This is a genomic window from Vibrio thalassae (assembly GCF_900089835.1).
In the GTDB taxonomy this organism is placed as follows: Bacteria; Pseudomonadota; Gammaproteobacteria; order Enterobacterales; family Vibrionaceae; genus Vibrio; species Vibrio thalassae.
The window spans coordinates 334,488-352,715 of sequence record NZ_OANU01000002.1 but is presented as its reverse complement, the minus strand read 5'-3'; the positions used below and the strand labels follow the sequence as shown (position 1 = coordinate 352,715).

Annotated in this window: 12 protein-coding genes and 1 tRNA gene; all 13 read right to left on the bottom strand. The window is 45.5% G+C overall.

What is annotated here, in order from left to right:
- Positions 1-62: 62 nt before the first annotated feature.
- Positions 63-1,475 carry a phosphoglucomutase/phosphomannomutase family protein gene (locus VTH8203_RS01560; protein WP_096992052.1) on the bottom strand — a complete coding sequence of 471 codons (1,413 nt, stop codon included), beginning with the start codon at positions 1,473-1,475 and terminating at the stop codon, positions 63-65.
- A 60-nt stretch (positions 1,476-1,535) separates the two neighbouring features.
- Positions 1,536-3,941, bottom strand: coding sequence for a glycoside hydrolase family 94 protein (locus VTH8203_RS01555; RefSeq protein ID WP_096992051.1), 2,406 nt, complete (start codon positions 3,939-3,941; stop codon positions 1,536-1,538).
- 48 nt (positions 3,942-3,989) lie between these two features.
- A complete protein-coding gene (locus VTH8203_RS01550; protein WP_096992050.1) occupies positions 3,990-5,930 on the bottom strand; it encodes a beta-N-acetylhexosaminidase in 1,941 nt (646 codons plus the stop codon).
- 9 nt (positions 5,931-5,939) lie between these two features.
- Positions 5,940-6,818, bottom strand: a complete 879-nt coding sequence (locus VTH8203_RS01545) for a glucosamine kinase nucleotide-binding domain-containing protein (protein ID WP_096992049.1) — start codon at positions 6,816-6,818, stop codon at positions 5,940-5,942.
- Entirely contained in the window at positions 6,811-8,532 is a 1,722-nt protein-coding gene (locus tag VTH8203_RS01540; RefSeq protein ID WP_096992048.1) for a glycoside hydrolase family 9 protein, read from the bottom strand. Before VTH8203_RS01540 ends, VTH8203_RS01545 begins: the two co-directional genes overlap by 8 nt.
- A 52-nt stretch (positions 8,533-8,584) precedes the next feature.
- The gene (locus VTH8203_RS01535) at positions 8,585-9,577 is read right to left on the bottom strand and encodes an ABC transporter ATP-binding protein (RefSeq protein ID WP_167385769.1); all 993 of its coding nucleotides are present in this window, start codon (positions 9,575-9,577) and stop codon (positions 8,585-8,587) included.
- 52 nt (positions 9,578-9,629) lie between these two features.
- Positions 9,630-10,619: an ABC transporter ATP-binding protein gene (locus VTH8203_RS01530; RefSeq protein ID WP_096992046.1), complete on the bottom strand. Its 990-nt coding sequence runs from the start codon at positions 10,617-10,619 to the stop codon at positions 9,630-9,632.
- Positions 10,620-10,621: 2 nt separating this feature from the next.
- Positions 10,622-11,647: an ABC transporter permease gene (locus VTH8203_RS01525; RefSeq protein WP_096992045.1), complete on the bottom strand. Its 1,026-nt coding sequence runs from the start codon at positions 11,645-11,647 to the stop codon at positions 10,622-10,624.
- 2 nt (positions 11,648-11,649) lie between these two features.
- Positions 11,650-12,636, bottom strand: a complete 987-nt coding sequence (locus VTH8203_RS01520) for an ABC transporter permease (RefSeq protein ID WP_096992044.1) — start codon at positions 12,634-12,636, stop codon at positions 11,650-11,652.
- 150 nt (positions 12,637-12,786) lie between these two features.
- Positions 12,787-14,469, bottom strand: a complete 1,683-nt coding sequence (locus VTH8203_RS01515; protein ID WP_096992043.1) for an ABC transporter substrate-binding protein — start codon at positions 14,467-14,469, stop codon at positions 12,787-12,789.
- A gap of 706 nt (positions 14,470-15,175) precedes the next feature.
- On the bottom strand, positions 15,176-15,871 hold the full coding sequence (locus VTH8203_RS01510; protein ID WP_096992042.1) for a VC0807 family protein: 696 nt from the start codon (positions 15,869-15,871) through the stop codon (positions 15,176-15,178).
- 240 nt (positions 15,872-16,111) lie between these two features.
- Positions 16,112-16,187 (bottom strand) — tRNA-Ile (locus VTH8203_RS01505).
- Positions 16,188-16,329: 142 nt separating this feature from the next.
- Positions 16,330-18,186, bottom strand: a complete 1,857-nt coding sequence (rpoD, locus tag VTH8203_RS01500; protein WP_096992041.1) for an RNA polymerase sigma factor RpoD — start codon at positions 18,184-18,186, stop codon at positions 16,330-16,332.
- Positions 18,187-18,228: the final 42 nt, after the last annotated feature.

Sequence of the window (18,228 nt, the reverse complement as noted above, 5' to 3'; positions counted from 1 at the left end):
TATTCACTTGGATTGAAAGGTGACTCAACCCAATACACGGTAAGAAGACGAGGACGCAGAGACTATAAAGACAAGAAGTCTTTCATCTGCTGAAGAACATATTCTGCCTGCGCTTTATTTTCCATCTCACAAAAAATACGCAATAGTGGCTCGGTACCAGAAAAGCGAGCAATGACCCAACCACCGTTTTTGAAGTAAACTTTTGCTCCATCGGAATAACTCACTTTCTCTACCTCGTATTCGAATTCAGGCAGAGACTTCTCGACATAAATCTTATGGTAAAGGCTATCCTTTTGAGCTGGCTTGAAGGTGCAATCACCTTCCGCGGTATAGGCATAACCGTATTTGCTATAAATCTCATCAAGTAGCTCAGAGAGCTTTTTGTTGGTGACGCTAAGCATCTCCACCAATAAGCTAGAAGCAAATACTCCGTCTTTGCCTTTGATATGACCACGTATGGTTAAACCGCCGGAGCTTTCACCGCCGATTAATGAGTCGTTCGCCTCCATTTGGGCACTGATGTGCTTAAAGCCTACGGGAACCTCAAAGCTCTTTTCACCATAACTTTGTGCGATTTTGTCGAGTAGGTGAGTGGTGGCAATGTTTCGCACTACTGAGCCTTTCCAACCTTTGTATTCAAGAAGGTAGTAATAAAGCAGCATCAAGACTTCGTTGGGATGAATAAAGTTCCCTTTTTCATCAATAATTCCTAAGCGATCAGCGTCGCCATCAGTACCGATACCAATATCGTATTCTTCTGCTGCCACTAAGTGTTTTAAGCGATATAGGGTAGCGGCGCTAGGGGATGGCATCAGTCCACCGAAATCAGGGTTCTTCCCATCGTTAATCACATCGACATCACAGCGACCATTAATCAAGACGGTTTGCAGGGCATTTTTGGCTACGCCAAACATCGGGTCGATCAACACGCGTAGATTGGCTTTTTTAATGGACTCAATATCAACAAGCGCAATGATTGAGTCGACAAACTCGTTCATTGGGTTAATTTCGAGGATCAGTTGACTGTCCACGGCGTGCTCAAAGTCAACAGATTTTACCTCTGCAGCAGTTAAGGTCTCGATTTGAGACTCTATCTTTTCAGTGATCACTTCATCGGCATCGCGACCACCTTCAATAAACACTTTAATGCCGTTGTAATCAGCAGGATTGTGAGAGGCAGTGATGCAAGCCGAGTAAGCGCAGTTCATGCTCTTCGCTTTAAACATAACGATGGGTGTTGGCACAAACTTATTGATAAAGTGCACCGGAATTTGGTTTGCAGCGAGCACTTCGGCAAACCAGCGTCCCGCTTTGTCCGATAAAAAGCGTCGGTCATAACCAATGATAAATCCTCGTTCCGCGACGTTTTCATCATTGATGATGTTAGCCAGCGCTTGTGCTACCAATTTGACGTTATCACGAGTGAACTCCTCGCCAATAAAAGCGCGCCACCCGCCTGTTCCAAATTTGATCATACATTGCTCCTTGAGAAGAGCCCCGTAGGGCTCATGATTATGGTCAACTCAGGCTTTTGATTAGCCGAGAACAACGGTGACTTGGTTAACGCTACCTGCAGGTTGTGCAGGGATAGCACCTTGGATATCTTCACCGTTTAGGGTGAGACTTGTGACGCCTTTGCTAACATGGTTGGGGTTGGTAACTTTGATATGGTAAGTTGCGCCTCGCCATTCTCGAGTGACGTCAAACTCAGGCCAGTTTGTTGGAATGCACGGGTCAATAACAAGACCATCAAAGCTTAAGCGAACCCCAAGGATGTAATTAGTTGCGGCAAAGTAAGCCCATCCTGAGGTACCGGTTAACCATGGATGATTGGCGCGGCCATGATCCTGATGGTCGCGTCCCATAATAAACTGCACATAAGAGTAAGGTTCGGTAACTCGCGTTTCAATCATGTCATTCTGGTTATATGGGTTGAGAGCGTCATAGAACTTCATCGCTTGATCACCGCGTCCTAACTTAGCTTCGGCGACCCAAGCCCATGGGTTAGGGTGAGAGAATATGGCCCCATTCTCTTTTACTCCTTGGTAGACCCGAGTGACAAAGCCAATATCGTCGTTCGGAGTGGCGAAAGATGGTGCGTTGAGATGTAAGCCGTAATTGGAGTAGAGGTATTCATCGACTGCGTCCATGGCTTTCTTACCGCGTTCGTCGGAGACAGCACCTGACACTACTGCCCATGTGTTTGATTCTAAATGAACCTTGCCTTCGGTCTGTTCGTTGGTTCCGACTTTATCACCATTTTTGGTAATACCACGGATGTACCAACCACCATCTTCATCCCAAAGGTGAGTCTCGCAGGCATCTTGAACTTTTTTCGCCATCTGCCCATAGTGTGCCACATCGTCAAGTTGCCCCAATTTACGAGCTAAGTCGACAAACTCTTGTAGCGCCCAGTAGTGAAGGAATGCCACCATGGAGGATTCTCCTCCGCCTAAGTTTAGACAGTCATTCCAGTCGGCACGCAGACCTTTTGCAATACCAGTAGCACCAACATGTTTGTCTGTGAAATCAAGCGCTGCCTTCATATGCTCATACACAGTAGCATCACCACCATCTGCGTAAGGTATGACGTCATTGAAGAAGTCCATTTCGCCAGTTTCCATCACATAGCGGCAGATAGTTGGCACTAACCATAGGTGGTCATCAGAACAGGTATCCGCGATACCGTGGATCTTATCTTCATCGCTAGGTGTTGGTACTACCGTCGGTGATTTAGAAGGCTTAACGTCGGCTTTCTCTGGATCGAACCAATCAGGATCAAATAGGTGCAAGCCATAACCAGCCTTAACTTGGCCACGAAGCAGATCGATAATGCGTTTTTTAGTCATTTCAGGAGCAGAGTGAGGGACGGCCATGGCATCTTGGGCCGTATCTCGGTATCCCAAGCCAGTGCGACCTCCCACCTCGATAAATGAGGCAAAGCGAGACCAAACCACACAGGTTTCAGCTTGATACAGAGTCCAAGTATTTAACATGGTATCTAAGCCTTCATTCGGAGAGCTAACTTGGAATTTCGCGCAGCGTGTCTCCCAGTGAGCTTTGATGGCCTCAAAGGCGCTATCCACTTCAGAGTGGTTTTGATATTTAGCGCGAAGTCTGGCCCCGTTGCCCTTGCCAATACCTAGAATGTAAGCGAAACGAACCTCTTCTCCTGGCTGAATAGTGAATTGTTTATGCAGGGAACCGCAATGGTTATAACAGGTTTGCGTATGATTCGAACAACGTCCCTGTTCAACGGCAATAGGGTTCGATTCATCTCGGTAAGCACCAAGGAAATTATCTCTTTGACCATCGTAGCTATCGGGTTCAAAGGTTGATGCTAGGTAGTAGAAGCCTTCAAAATCGTTGGTGTTGTAGAACAAGTCATACTCAATCACACCATCGTTATAATCGGTGCCTGCTGAGTAAAGTGACATCTGGTGGTTTTGGTTATCAGAGGCGATATGACTGAATGAGAACTCAACAAAAGAAAAGGCACTGATAGTGCGAGGCTTATTACTGGTATTACGAATGACAACATCCCAAATCTCAGCATCTTCACCCTTAGGAACAAACAAGGTTTTGGTTGCTTCAATGCCCGCATAGTCACACTTAAATTTCGAGTATGAAAGACCGTGACGAACCTCATATTGAGCCTCGTCGAGACTCTTTGCTACAGGCTGCCAAGAGATAGACCAGTAGTCTCCGGTTTCATCATCGCGTAGGTACACATAGTGTCCCGGGCGGTCAAAGCTGGCATTGGGTCTGAATTTGGTGACTCGGTTGTATTCAGGGGAATTGTAGAACGAGTAGCCACCGGCATTATGAGAAATCACAGTACAGAATTTTTCAGTACCAAGGTAATTGGTCCATGGCGCAGGAGCATCGGGACGAGTGATGACGTATTCACGATTCTCGTTGTCAAAGTAGCCGTATTGCATGTCTATATCCTTATGGAGAAATTAAATTTTTTCGTTATTGTTATTGGTCTAGTGAGGCGCGCTTTCATGTTCCTCGGTATCAGCCCAAGGATCGCGATAATGAATACCTTGGCGTTGTAACAAACCAAGGTGAGCTTTCAGTCTGGCTAAAAAGTCGCTGTAGCTTTTTCGATTCTCTGGACACCAAGCGGTCTCTGCTAGCGCGAGGAGTCGGGGGAATATCATGTAATCAAGGCGTTGCTGGTGGCTGACTATTTCTGTCCACAGCGCAGCTTGCATGCCTAGAATCCGTTTTTTGATGGGGTCATCGGAGCTTAGCTCAGAGAGAGGTTCATATAGGTAAGCTTGCTCCAGTGTGATGACGTTTGCCCAATCAACACCAGGCTCTGTTGGGCAGTGATCTTGTGCCATATCCAGATAGGTGGTTTGACCCGGCTGCAGTACGACGTCATAGCCGAGTTTGGCGCAGTTAATAGCAGCTTCTTCGCTTAGCCATGAGTATATGACCGTGTCTTTGCTAACTTTGTGTCCAAAGTGTGCTTCTTCCCAGCCCAGCATGCGTTTACCCAGAGACTTCAGTTTGTCTTCAGCGTAACGGAGTAAATGACCTTGCAGCTCTTTAGAACTGCTGTAGCCGTGAGTCTCCATTAAAACTTGGCAACTTGGGCTTTTCTCCCAAACACCCACGGGTACTTCATCTGCACCAATATGAACGTAAGGAGCAGGGAATAGCTCGCTAATCTCTTCTAAGACGATATCAAGGAAGCGATATGTGCCATCGATACCTGGCGACAGCGTATTGTCGTTGTAATGTTGGACACTGCGGTAGATAGAGCGGTCATCAGGATCAACCAGCATATTTGGCAATGACTTGATGGCGGCACGGCAGTGACCTGGAATATCGATTTCGGGAATCACTTGGATGCCGCGTTGTGCTGCAAATGCGACGACGTCCTTAATCTCTTCTTGGCTATAAAATCCGCCATAACGCTGATTGATATGATGGAACTGAGCATCAAGGGTTTCATTTGGGCCTCGCCAAGCGCCAATCTCAGTAAGCTCAGGTAGCGCTTTTATTTCAACACGCCACCCCTCATCATCCGTTAAATGCCAATGGAAGGTATTCAATTTATAATGAGCAAACAGGTTGATAAGGCGTTTGATCTCTTCAACCGGTTGGAAGCTACGCGCACTGTCTATCATCATTCCACGATAAGCAAAACGAGGTTTATCATGTATTTGGCAGAAAGGAATGTAGAGAGTATGGCGCGCCACATCAAAATCCATCAATTGAATTAAGGTCGCTGCACCATAAATAAAGCCAGACTGACTGGTTGATTCAATGACCACACCGTTATCATTTACGATCAGCTTATATTCTTCAGGATCCAGTACTGGTGAATGCCTAAAATGAATATCTTGCTGACCAATAGACTTGGATTCGATACTGAACAAGCGAGTTACTTCTTCGGCTAACCAATTGGCAGCAGATTGAAACTCACCATTGTCGACGGTTATCTGACTATAACGAGTTAGCTCATAGACACCACTATTAAAGTTAGCTGACATCGGCTCTGGAATAAGCTTATGTCTTGCTGCTTTGACGCTAGGTACTTCAGTTGGTTGGTCGATCGCTTCTTTCAACACAATAGGTGACACAGATACCGTGCACTGCGTACCGGAATCTGTGGTTAGGTACGCTTCTTTTATACCATCAGAGAGCAATTTGAATGGTGATGTAGAAATAGCAAACTCTACGTAGCAGTGGTTGTTGGCATAAAGTGGCGTGTTATTTATCGATAAAGTGCATAGGCTGCCTACTTGCTTCAGCGTTCCATGAGATAAACTGGCTTTCTCAATATGCCTGTCGAAAGCAAAATTGAGTTGCCAATTAGCCACGCTTTTTTCAGAGAGATTATGCAGTGTAAGCCCAAAACGGCTGCCTTTGGGTAAGATTTCAATCACTGCTAGGTCGATACGAAAGTCCATAGATATACCTCAATCGTAAAGATTGTGATTTAGTTGTCCTGCCATCATCAACGCACCGTCCATTGCATCTCCTTTTGGAGACACGATCCAACGTTGCGCTGCTGGCGATAACCAGTCAAAAATACGTTCGGCAATACTGCCCATTAAACAGATGTTTTCTGCCCCGCGCTGATGCAAGGCGGTAAGAAACATCTCAATATCATTGGCGGTTTGCATCAGTAATTTTTTCGCAAGAGGATCATTGAGATAGGCATACTCAAAAATCTGCGGTGAAAACTGACCGTAATCTCTAGGCAATGCGGTCTTTGACCATTCAACTACATGGTCAATGTCATTGTTAAAATGCGTCATTACGATGTCGGCCAAAGGAGAGGAATCCAAAATACCGTCTTGAATAAGCAACACATCTTGAATCAACCTTAGCCCCATGATAGCGCCGCCTCCTTGGTCAGAAATCGGAAACTCACGCCCACCAACGACGTGCTGCGTTGTACCTGAAATAAACAGACCAACAGAGCCTGTGCCCGCGATCATGATGGCGCCATCTTTGCCTTCATGAGCGCCCAAACATGCACCGTAGCCGTCGGTATTTAGAGTGATACTGGCAAATGGATGCGGGGCTGATAGGAAAGCGAGGTAACTGGCTTTATGCTCTGCGCCTGCTAGTGCTAGACCCACATCGATTTGGTTTAAGTAGGAGTTATCCAAACCGCCTTGTGTCAGCGCAATGGAGATCGCTTCGATGATTGAGGTTAAAGCAACCTCTGCCCCCAACATGATATTAGCGCTACCACTTTTGCCTTCACCGATAATCGTGCCATCTTTATCTAGCACTCTGGCGCGACACGAGGTGCCGCCACCGTCGATTCCTGCTATGAATCTAGCCATGATGTTCACCTTTGCTATCGCTAAGCTTTAGTGCCACTGCTAACAGATACCATGCAGCATGAGGAATCCACTGCTCACCCCAACGCCAGTTTTGCAGCATGTCGTCTTTTTGCTCTTTGGGGTTAAAAGCAATATCACGTTCATCGTCAAAGCCGCCAGTAATGCCATTACAGATACCGCCGTGAGCATTGAAAAATCCAAGCTGCGGTAGATAATCGGGGTTATTAAAACCGTAACCGTCTAACATACACATGTCATAAGGATTCGATCCTAATATCCAGTCGAGGCAGTGAGTAGCGTAGCCCTCTAACTGATGCTTAACTGAGGTGTCAGAGACAATGCTCTTGGCAATCAAAGCCATGGAGGCGAGAGACGCAATACGGGCATTTTCACCTTGCCACCAATAGCCAGACTCGTTGTTATGTGGAATGAAAAAGGCAGAGCGTTTTGGCTCATCAACGCCTTTTACATACTGTCTTGGATAACTAAAGGGATTAAATACTTCAGTGGTGACGGTCAGTTCAAATTGACAGGCTTGTGTGACTAACTGCATGAAACGTTGTTGACGTTCTAGGTTAGTCTCGATAGTAAGATATTCTGCTAATGCAATGACAGGTAATCCCGCTTCAGCAGCGTGGTAAAACGGGCGAGAACCGTCACAATCACTAGACCAGAAGAAATCGTAGTTGTCGTCGGCCTTAGCCCGCAAGGCTAATGAGTCCGCCCAGATTCTCGCTTGATCTAAATAAAGGTCTTTACCGCTCGCTCTATAAAGCTCGACCGTCGCCAGCAGAGCACAGTATTCATCAATGATATTAGCAATGCCGTCGTTGAGATATTGCGTATTATGTTGTTGTAAGTGCCAATAGCCTTTTTGGGCTAGCTCAATAAAATGCGCTGCTTGGGAACAGGTGGCCGACTCAGATTGACTCGCTTTGGCAAGAGCGGCAATCGCGATGCCAGCACCTTGTCGAAAACCTGCTTGATAGTCTTGCTTCTTGTGACCTAATTGAGTCTCGTAGGCACAGATATCGCGCTGTTCGACATCTTTGCTCCACTTATCAAACACGGTCATGTAAAAGTAACCGTCGCTATGTTGCATGCGAGCAAGAAACTCGGCGCCGTAAAGTGCTTCCTCTTGCAAACGTGCACGCACAAAATTTGGGGCGTCTTGTTGTGCGAACAGAAGATCGTCCGCTTTCAGCATATTCCAAACCACCATTGGCGTTTGTTGTGGATTGAGGTAATTGGCGTAGGAAAGGTGGCTTAGATATTTACTGACATCTCCCGAAGCATCATACCAACCACCGTGCACATCGGCGGTGTCATCGCTGCCGATAATACGCGCTTGCTTATCGTGTTTATCGAATTGTCCACCGCAGCGTTGAGATTTGAAATAATGAATGACATCAGAAAAACTGCGCGTTAATAGATTGTGTTCTTCAATCACAAAATCATGAGAGCGAATGGACTGGTAGCGAAGGTAGTAACGTCCTGCCTGCTGATATTGACTGAAGTCGATAGTAAAAAACACCCCACAGTGCCAGTTGTCGACAGACTGTCCGCCTTCGAGTATGAGCTCTAGAACGGTGTTTTCAGAATACGCATCAACTAAATATGCCGTCGTCACTGGATGATGTGGATCAGTACACATCAACACTGCGCGTTTCGCATTGTTTACCTGATAGCCAATATGATTAGTGAGCAATTGCATCGTTTTTCATTCACCTGTCGAGAAGAAGCGCTCCCATTACAGGAGCGTGTAATTAGTTTTCGTAGAGATAACAACGCACAAAATGGTTGTCAGCGAGTTTGGTCACTGGTGGCAAGGCTTGCGTACATTTACTGGTTGCGTGTTTGCATCGACCCGCAAATGGGCAACCAATGGAGGCCGGTGTCCAGAGTGGAATCTCGCCTTTATTACCTTCCAACTTCTCATGAATAGATTTCTTCGGATCCGGTACCGCGGAAACTAGAAGTTGGGTGTAAGGATGCTGAGGGTTGGCAATGACCTCATCGGTATCGCCCCATTCCACCATATGGCCGACGTACATCACCGAGATATCTTCTGCGATATAGCGAGCCGTTGCGATATCGTGAGTGATGTAAAGCAATGACATTTGTTTTTCAAACTTCATCTCTTCCATCAGGTTGAGAACGCCAGCGCGAATCGAGACATCGAGCATAGAGGTGGGCTCATCAGCGAGGACAACTTCTGCTCCAACCGCAATATTTCTCGCTAAATTGACACGCTGCCTTTGACCACCTGAAAGCTGATGAGGGTATTTGGCTGCGGTTTCTTTAGGTGGGATCAAGCCTACTTGATCGAGCAGATCGTACACTCGCTCTTCTAGCTCTTTTTTATTGCTTTTCGACACCTTGTTGTGGATCAGTAGTGGACGCGCAATATGATGAAAGATCGTGTGTGTAGGGTTTAATGAACCAAACGGATCTTGCCATACCATCTGCACGCCTTCGCGGTACTTCATTAACTCGCTACGCGCTTTGATCTCTTGAATATCACGGCCGCGATATTTAATTTCACCACCACTTGGGGCATACATTTTGGCGATCATTTTTGCCGTTGTTGATTTGCCAGAGCCTGACTCACCAACTACCGCAAGACCGCGACTTTTGTACATTTTGAATGAGACGTCGTTGATAGCACGCATCATGGGTTGTTTTAGCGTATTACTGTTGATTGCGAAATCTTTGATAACGTTGTTGCCTTCAATCAGTAGTTCACCATAGTTGCTCATAATGTTTCTCCAGAAATTCCTTGTATAACTTGCTCAGTTCGTTGCTGGTTGCTTATGACAACTCTTGCGATACAGCGATGGTGTCGCCATATAAGTGGCAGTTAGAAAAACGGTTCGGTTCAATTTGGCGTAACTTGGTCGGTATACGAGTACACGCTTCATGAACACGATCGCATCGTGCTTGGAAACGACAACCTTGTGGAATTTCCAATAGATTGAGTGGATTACCTGGAATGCCCGTTAGCTTGGTTTTTGGACCTGTTAAAGGCGGGAATGAACTTCCCAGCCCTTTTGTGTATGGGTGATAAGGCGAATCTAAGATCTGTTGTGAGGGGGCGACTTCAATAAGCTCACCGGAATACATGATCCCAATACGATCGGAGAACTCCACCATAAGCGAAATATCGTGAGTGATGAATAAGATCGAAAATCCAAACTCCTCTTTGAGCGCATAGATCTTTTGCAAAATCTCACGCTGTACAACCACATCAAGCGCCGTGGTTGGCTCATCCATGATGATCATTTTCGGGTTGAGGGCGAGAGCAATTGCAATCACCAAGCGCTGGCGCATACCACCAGAAAACTGATGCGGGTAGTCGTTAAGACGACTTGGATGAATATCAACAATCTCCAATAAGCCTTGCGCACGTCTTACGGCTTGTTCACGAGTCATATTGGTGTGGCGCATAATAACGTCACAGAACTGCTCTTCCATGGTTAGGACGGGATTCAAAGCGTTCATGGCGCTTTGGAACACCATAGACATTTGGCTCCAACGGAAGTTTTGCATCTTATCATCACTGTATTGAAGGATATCTTCGCCATTGAAGATGACCTCACCACCTGAGATAAACGCTGGCGGCTTGTGTAAGCGCATGAGCGAGAAAGCAACGGTCGACTTACCGCAACCAGACTCCCCTGCAAGACCAAATACTTCGCCTTTACCGATATCGAAACTTACATTGTTGCACGCTCGAACATCGCCTGCTTCAGTGATGTAATCTACGCACAAATTGCGGACTGAAATTAGTGGTTCTGACATGATTAACGATCTCCGCTCCAAAGTGCATTTTGTGGCGCGACGGGTACTTCGCGTTCCTGTTTGTCTTGCTCTGCCAGTTTCTTCCAGCGTTTAAGGCCTTTATGAGAACGAAGCTGAGGGTTGGCAATTTCATCGACGGCAAAGTTAAGCAGTGCTAGACCTGTGACCAGAAGAGTCAATGCGATACATGGAGCTAGAATTTCCCACCATGCGCCTATCAGCATGGCAGAAGAAGTTTGTACGTTATAAAGCATGATGCCCCAACTGATGGTATTGGGATCGCCCATTCCCAAGAAAGAGATAATGGCTTCCATCAAGATGGCGTAAGACACGGAGCCGATAAAACTTGCACCCACAATTGAGATTAGGTTTGGTAGCAGCTCAACAAAAATGATGCGTAGTCGTGATTCTCCAAGTACCTCAGCCGCTTTTACAAACTCTTTCTCTCGCAGCGATAAGGTTTGTGCCCGAATAACCCTAGCTCCCCATGCCCAAGAAATGGAGGCAATAACGACCGCGATGGTCATGGGGCCGGCTTCACCCACAAAGGCTGCGACAACGAACAGAAGAGGCCAAGGAGGAATGACGAGCATAATGTTCATAGCTGAGGTCAGCACACTATCTACACGGCCGCCAAAGTAGCCAGCGGAAATTCCGATCACTGTTGCTAACACACACACAATAAGGCCTGCGCTAAAACCCACCATCAGTGATACACGAGCGCCGTAAGCCACTTGTGACCAGACATCACGACCCATGCGCGTGGTGCCCAATACATGATCCGCCTTTTTCGACATGAGTAACGTTCTGCGATCATCCGCGAGATGCTGTGCTACCCAACCGTCCGGGTTAGCTTGTGCTAACTTCACCACCGCAGAGGGGTACTCGTGAGGGTTACCAGTACGTTTGTCTGGGGCATGTTTGGTGACTAATGGTGCAGCAATGGCCACAAACATAAATAAGCCAATGATAATAAGTCCAATGCGCGCCGTGGTATTACGCCAAACTAAAGATAGAAAACCTTTCATGACTATTTACCTCCCTTGCGTAGACGTGGGTCTAGCACGACATACAACATGTCAGCAGCCAAGTTAAAGAACAGCATAAAGAGCGTCATAATAAGAAGTTGTCCTTGCAGTACTTGGTAGTCACGAGCATGAATCGCATTCAGCATGACACTGCCAAGCCCTGGATAGTTGAAGATGATTTCGACAATTAACTGACCACCAATCGCCATACCTAACGCCATGGAAAGCGCGGTGACACTGGGTAGGAGCGCGTTACGCGCTGCATAGTTGAAGACGACGCGGTTTTCACTTAAGCCCTTACCGCGAGCCATAGTGATGTAGTCTTCTCCCAACAAGTTGATCATGTTGTTACGCATGTTTACTAGGAAGCCACCGATTTGAATGACAGTGGCGCAAAATAGGGGAAGTGCTGCGTGATAAAGCATATCTTTGATAAATGCCCAGCTCGTCCACTCAGGAATGGTGCCTGGGGTATACGCATAACCCGTAGGAAACCATTTCAGGCCTATCGCAAAGATAAACATGGCTAACATGGCAATAACCACAGGGGGGATCGCTTGAATGATGAGCATTCCAGGAGTGACGAATGTGTCGAAACGAGACCCGCGCTTCCAAGCGGCGAAAATACCGAGAATTGAGCCGATAGAGAAAGACATCACGACAGCGGTGCCAGCCAGAAACAGTGACCAACCAAATGCACCGCCTAACAGCTCACTAACGGTCAATGGGAAGAACTGAACCGAAACACCAAGCTCCCAACTTAAAATGTTCTTCATGTAGGTCAGATATTGAACAAATAAGTTACCGTCAACAAAGCCCAATAGCTCTCTCATCGCGGCAATTCGTTCTGGTGTAATTTGCACCGTTGTATGAGCGAACATCATAGTAACCGGATCGCCCGGCATCGCCCTTGGAATAATAAAGTTGATAGTAGCCGCAACTAATAGTGCTACTACATATAATGACAAACGTCTTAAAAAATAACCCATAACTCACACCTTAATTACCCAGCTTTTTCCTTAGCTGGCTACGCCGCCTCCAAATTAGAGACGAGCAATCCCCTGACGACGAGCGCCAAACATCAAATAGACATAGAGAGGGGAAGAAAGCGGTACGGATGTACCGCTTTTAGTTTGTGTTTACTTCACTGGTTTTAGGTCCAGTACGTGTAGTAGACGCTCTGGAATACCTGCCCAGATATTTGGACGACCTTGAGGATTTTGCTCGTTCCACCAACCCGCAAAACGAGTGGTGTTGTATTGGTACATGTAAGCACCTGACATCACTGGAATAGTGACTTGGTCTTGAGCAATGATCTTCTGGATGCCATGAGCAATTTCTAGCTGCTCATCTTTATCTGCCGTCTTGTAGAAGCTATTTAGTAAGTTATCTAACTCAGCATTCTTATAGAAGTGCATTGCAAAGCGAGGCATACCGTCACCAGCTTGAAGCGTTGAGTTATAACCAGAGTTCCAATATGTGTATGGATCAGCTCCGTGGAAGTAGTTGGTATAAGCGACGTCGTAGTTACCTTCTAACATAGCTTGGTTGTACACAGAGAAATCAGGCGTTCGAGCTTTAGCTTTAATGCCTGCTTCAGCCAGTTGTTCTACAGCCAGTTGAACTGTGTTGTTAAAGTCTGTCCAACCGTTTGGTGATTGGATGAATAGCTCAAACGATTTGCCTGATGGAGTATCGACAAAGCCATCGCCATCGACGTCTTTAAAGCCTGCTTTTTCTAGCAATGCTTTTGCACCTTCAACATCATAGCTGTTGTAGCCTTTGTATTTATTGTGAACCGCTTCGTCAGACCAAGCAGAGAATGCGTAGCCAAGACCAGAAGCAAAGTCATTCACAGTACCGCCGCCGTAGAAAGCAATATCGATAATAGTTTGACGGTCAAGAGCCATTGAGAATGCGCGACGGAAGTCGACATTAGTGAGGGCTTCTTTTTTCGCTGCATCTTGGTGTTTGAAGTTAACAACAAATGCTTGCGTACCTGACGGTGGATACCAATATTGATGGTTAGGAGAGGCGGCAGCATAAGTGCGGTCAATGTCAGGAATAAACGATGACGTCCAGTCCATTTCTGAGTTAACAACTTTACCAAGGAACTGATCGTTGTTAGCGATTTGTGGAACACGCAGGCAATCTACCTCTAGGTTGTCATTATCCCAATAGTTAGGGTTGCGGCATTGAACGTATAGCTGCGGAGTGAACGTATCGATCTCAGTAAATGGACCAGAGCCTACAGGATTTTCGTTTGTGAAGGTCGTAGGATCTTTAACGTCTTTCCATACGTGCTCAGGCACAACTGGCACTTTAACAATCTCGTAAGGAACGTTTGAGTTTGCTTCAGTGAGATAGAACTTCACTTGGTAGTCGTTCAGTTTTTCAACTTTCTCTACCCAAGAGTTGATGCCGCTTTGGTCTAGTGCTGGATTTTTCTGCACTAGATTGAATGAGAATAGAACGTCATCAGCATCAAAGGTTTCGCCGTCAGACCATTTCACACCTTTGCGGATATCAAAGGTCACGGTTTTTAGGTCGTCCGACATTTTGAAGCCTTCAGCCAAACGAAATACGGGCTTGTTACCGTGCATTTCGTTGAAAACAACTAAAGGTTCGAATAAAAAATCTGTCGTAGTGTGTAAGTTGGTCGCACCCAGATAAGGGTTAAAGTTGCGTACAAAAGTGTTGAACTCTTTCGGGTGGATGGTCAATTCGCTGCGTTCTGCTGCGACGGTAACAGAGCTAAAGCCTGTTACTGAGGTTGCGATAATTGCGGTCGCTAGTGCTGTTTTTTTAATATGCGCAAGCATAGCTATTCCTTACTATTTGCTTTTGTTTCACTGGAAGGTAAATCTACCTTCCTCACATTGTGCTGAAGCCTACCTCTTAATATGTGTCCTAAAGAGTGGCCTGTAGGCCTTAGGCGTTATTAAGAAAACACCTTAAAAGATAATTTATCAATTACTGTTCCCGTTAAAAACGTCAAAATACTTTTTTTACACGTTAAAAACGTCAAAAGCTGCTAAGTTAGATTGTTTTTTGAACAGAATTAAGAGTGGGTATACATCACACTTTGCCTTTTATTAATGGTTGTTTGTTAGTGCTTACTTTCTTCTTTCAGCTTTTTATGTATTGGCTGGTTTTTCGGTTTAAATTTACCGTGATTGTGATCACTACATAAAATTAGACGTTAATTTTTGGTGGAAAATTGAGACGGTCATTTGTTGTGATTATTATCGCAAATCGATAAATAACCCATCGCTTCAGCGCTCTGGTATATAATTTTTAGACCGAGTAGGATTCTACTATTGCTATCACTAGCACTTAATTCACATCGAAAAAATTTGCGATTTCATACCCAGAGATACACATGAAATACGAAGGTAATTGGTAAGGTGAATCGTGAGAATCAGCGGCTAGAGTATAGGAATTGAGAGTTTGGTTGGACAGGTCGAGGAAGGCGACGTATTGATTTAAAACGACTGAGAGGATAATTACTCCCAGGCGGCTTTGGTTTTACTGACTATGGAATATCTGTTCTGTCTCTAGTGATGTCATTTGGCGAATCTGACGCCATAGATAGTAGAAGATGCCGACCATCATCAACATGCTTGGTATGGCGATAATGGGATAGCTATAGAGTGTGAGTTTACCGAGTTCTTCATTAAATGCTGGCGTTCCTGCTGGGCTGGTAACAATCCACGTTGCTAAGAAATAGTTCATCGCCGATGAAAAGGCAAAGGTACTGGCAAATAGGTAGTTCGATGACACCAAACAACGTTCAAACCCTTCGGTGTTACCTCGCTCATCTAAGCGCTGTTTGATTAATGACAAGTTGAAGATACTATCGTTTAAGATCATCTTCTGCATAAACGGGTATCGAGTAAAGGTTGAGCCAAGGACAGCTAAACCAATGAGACCAGGTATCAGCGCTTCTTTTAGGGCTAGCCAGCGAGTATCTAACTCTAGTAAACCAATACCACCTGTTAATAAGACACTGACGAAGCCAAGCGCAGAGATAAAGTTAAACTTATTATTCCGGATGAGATCCATACCGCCGTAGACGACAGGGAACAGTAAGGCAACAACCAAAGCCATGGTCGTTCCTAAGTGTTCTTCACCGCTGAATTTCATCAATATGAAAGAAGGGATGAAGACATTAAACAGGATTTCAAAGAGGGGATTCGACTTTCTAGCTGTCGTATTATTCATAATATCTTTTGGACTCTACTTTATGGACTGCCAACTTTACGTTGCAAGGCAGTGTTCAATGCCAGAGAACTGGTGTAAAGAGTTAATGGTGAAAGTTGTGTAACAATATATTAACTATCACATTCAGCTACTCTCAATAACGTTACTTGCTTAATGGGCTGAGTGCTAGTGTTACTACATCTTAGTACGTCTGAATAACAAAAAAGGCGCATGGATTTCTCCACGCGCCTTTTCTAAATTTGGTGGCCCCTCGCAGACTTGAACTGCGGACCAATCGATTATGAGTCGACTGCTCTAACCACTGAGCTAAGGGGCCGATATGTGGATGATTATAGGGGAAGGGACGCTAGGTGTCTAGACGCAATAAGGGGTAATTGCGCTTACTTTTTAATCACTTAAACCGCATAAAACAAAAAAGGTGAGCTAGTGCTCACCTTTTTTGTTGATTTGGTGACGAATTACTCGTCTAGGAAGCTGCGCAGGGTCTCTGAGCGGCTTGGGTGACGCAGTTTACGTAATGCTTTTGCTTCGATCTGACGGATACGCTCACGCGTTACGTCGAACTGTTTGCCTACTTCTTCTAGAGTATGGTCAGTGTTCATATCAATACCGAAACGCATACGCAGTACTTTGGCTTCACGAGGAGTAAGACCTGCTAGTACGTCTTTAGTCGCTACTCGTAGGCTCGTCATTGTTGCAGAGTCAACAGGTAGCTCTAGAGTAGTATCCTCGATAAAATCACCTAGATGCGAATCTTCGTCGTCACCAATTGGTGTCTCCATAGAGATAGGCTCTTTAGCGATTTTTAGTACTTTACGAATCTTATCTTCCGGCATCTGCATACGTTCTGCCAATTCTTCTGGAAGAGGCTCGCGGCCCATTTCTTGAAGCATCTGGCGAGAAATACGGTTCAGCTTGTTGATCGTTTCGATCATATGCACTGGAATACGAATCGTACGTGCTTGGTCTGCGATAGAGCGAGTGATTGCCTGACGGATCCACCAAGTCGCATAAGTTGAGAACTTATAACCACGGCGATATTCAAACTTATCTACTGCTTTCATAAGACCAATGTTACCTTCTTGGATCAGATCCAAGAATTGTAGGCCACGGTTGGTGTACTTCTTAGCAATCGAGATTACTAGACGTAAGTTTGCTTCAACCATCTCTTTCTTAGCACGGCGAGCTTTTGCTTCACCGATAGACATACGACGGCTGATGTCTTTAATGTTTTGAACAGAAAGCGACGTTTCTTCTTCAATAATGTTTAGTTTTTGAATCGAACGACGAATATCATCTTCGTAACGTTTAACTTTGTCTGCATACGGTTTATCAGAAGCAAGGACTTCATCTAACCAAGCTTCGCTTGACTCATTGCCAGTAAACAAAGCAATGAACGATTTCTTAGGCATTTTGCCGTATTCAACCGCTTGACGCATGATCAAACGCTCTTGAGTACGAACGCGATCCATAGACGTGCGCAATTCGTTCACTAGATGATCAAACTGTTTTGGTGTCAGACGGAACTCTTTAAAGACTTCTTGTACCAACTCGTGAGACTTAGCCACTTGAGGACTATCGTAGCCATACTCGTTGATAACTAATTGAAGATCTTGATAGCTGTTACGAAGCGCTGTGAACTTCTCTAGAGCAAGCTCAGGGTCAATACCTGTATCTTCTTCTTCCTCAGACTCGTCGTCTTCATCAATATCGTCGTCATCGTCATCGTCTTCGTCATCCAGATCTGCTTCAGAAAGCTCAGAACCAATGTGAGTTGCTGTTGGCGCAGTGGTTTCTTCTTCGTTTGGATCAACAAAACCGGTGATAACGTCAGTAAGGCGAAGCTCTTCGGCTTGAACCTTGTCAAACTGTTCAAGAATATAAGGGATAGTGCCTGGGTATTCAGCTACAGAGCTTTGAACTTGGTTAATACCATCTTCAATGCGTTTTGCGATGTCGATCTCGCCTTCGCGAGTCAATAGCTCAACGGTGCCCATTTCACGCATATACATGCGCACTGGGTCAGTTGTACGGCCGATTTCACTTTCTACACTTGAAAGCGCAGCAGCAGCAGCTTCGGCAGCATCTTCATCAGTGATGTTGTTGTCATCATTCAGAGCAAGGTCATCAGCATCAGGAGCAGTTTCTACTACCTTAATACCCATGTCATTAATCATCTGAATAATATCTTCTACCTGTTCAGAATCGACGATTTCTTCAGGTAGGTGGTCATTTACTTCTGCGTAGGTCAGATAGCCTTGTTCCTTGCCTTTGATGACAAGTAATTTTAGCTGTGACTGCGGATTTTGGTCCATAGACGATATCCAACTTAAGATCTGGTGAAGGAATTTTAGTAT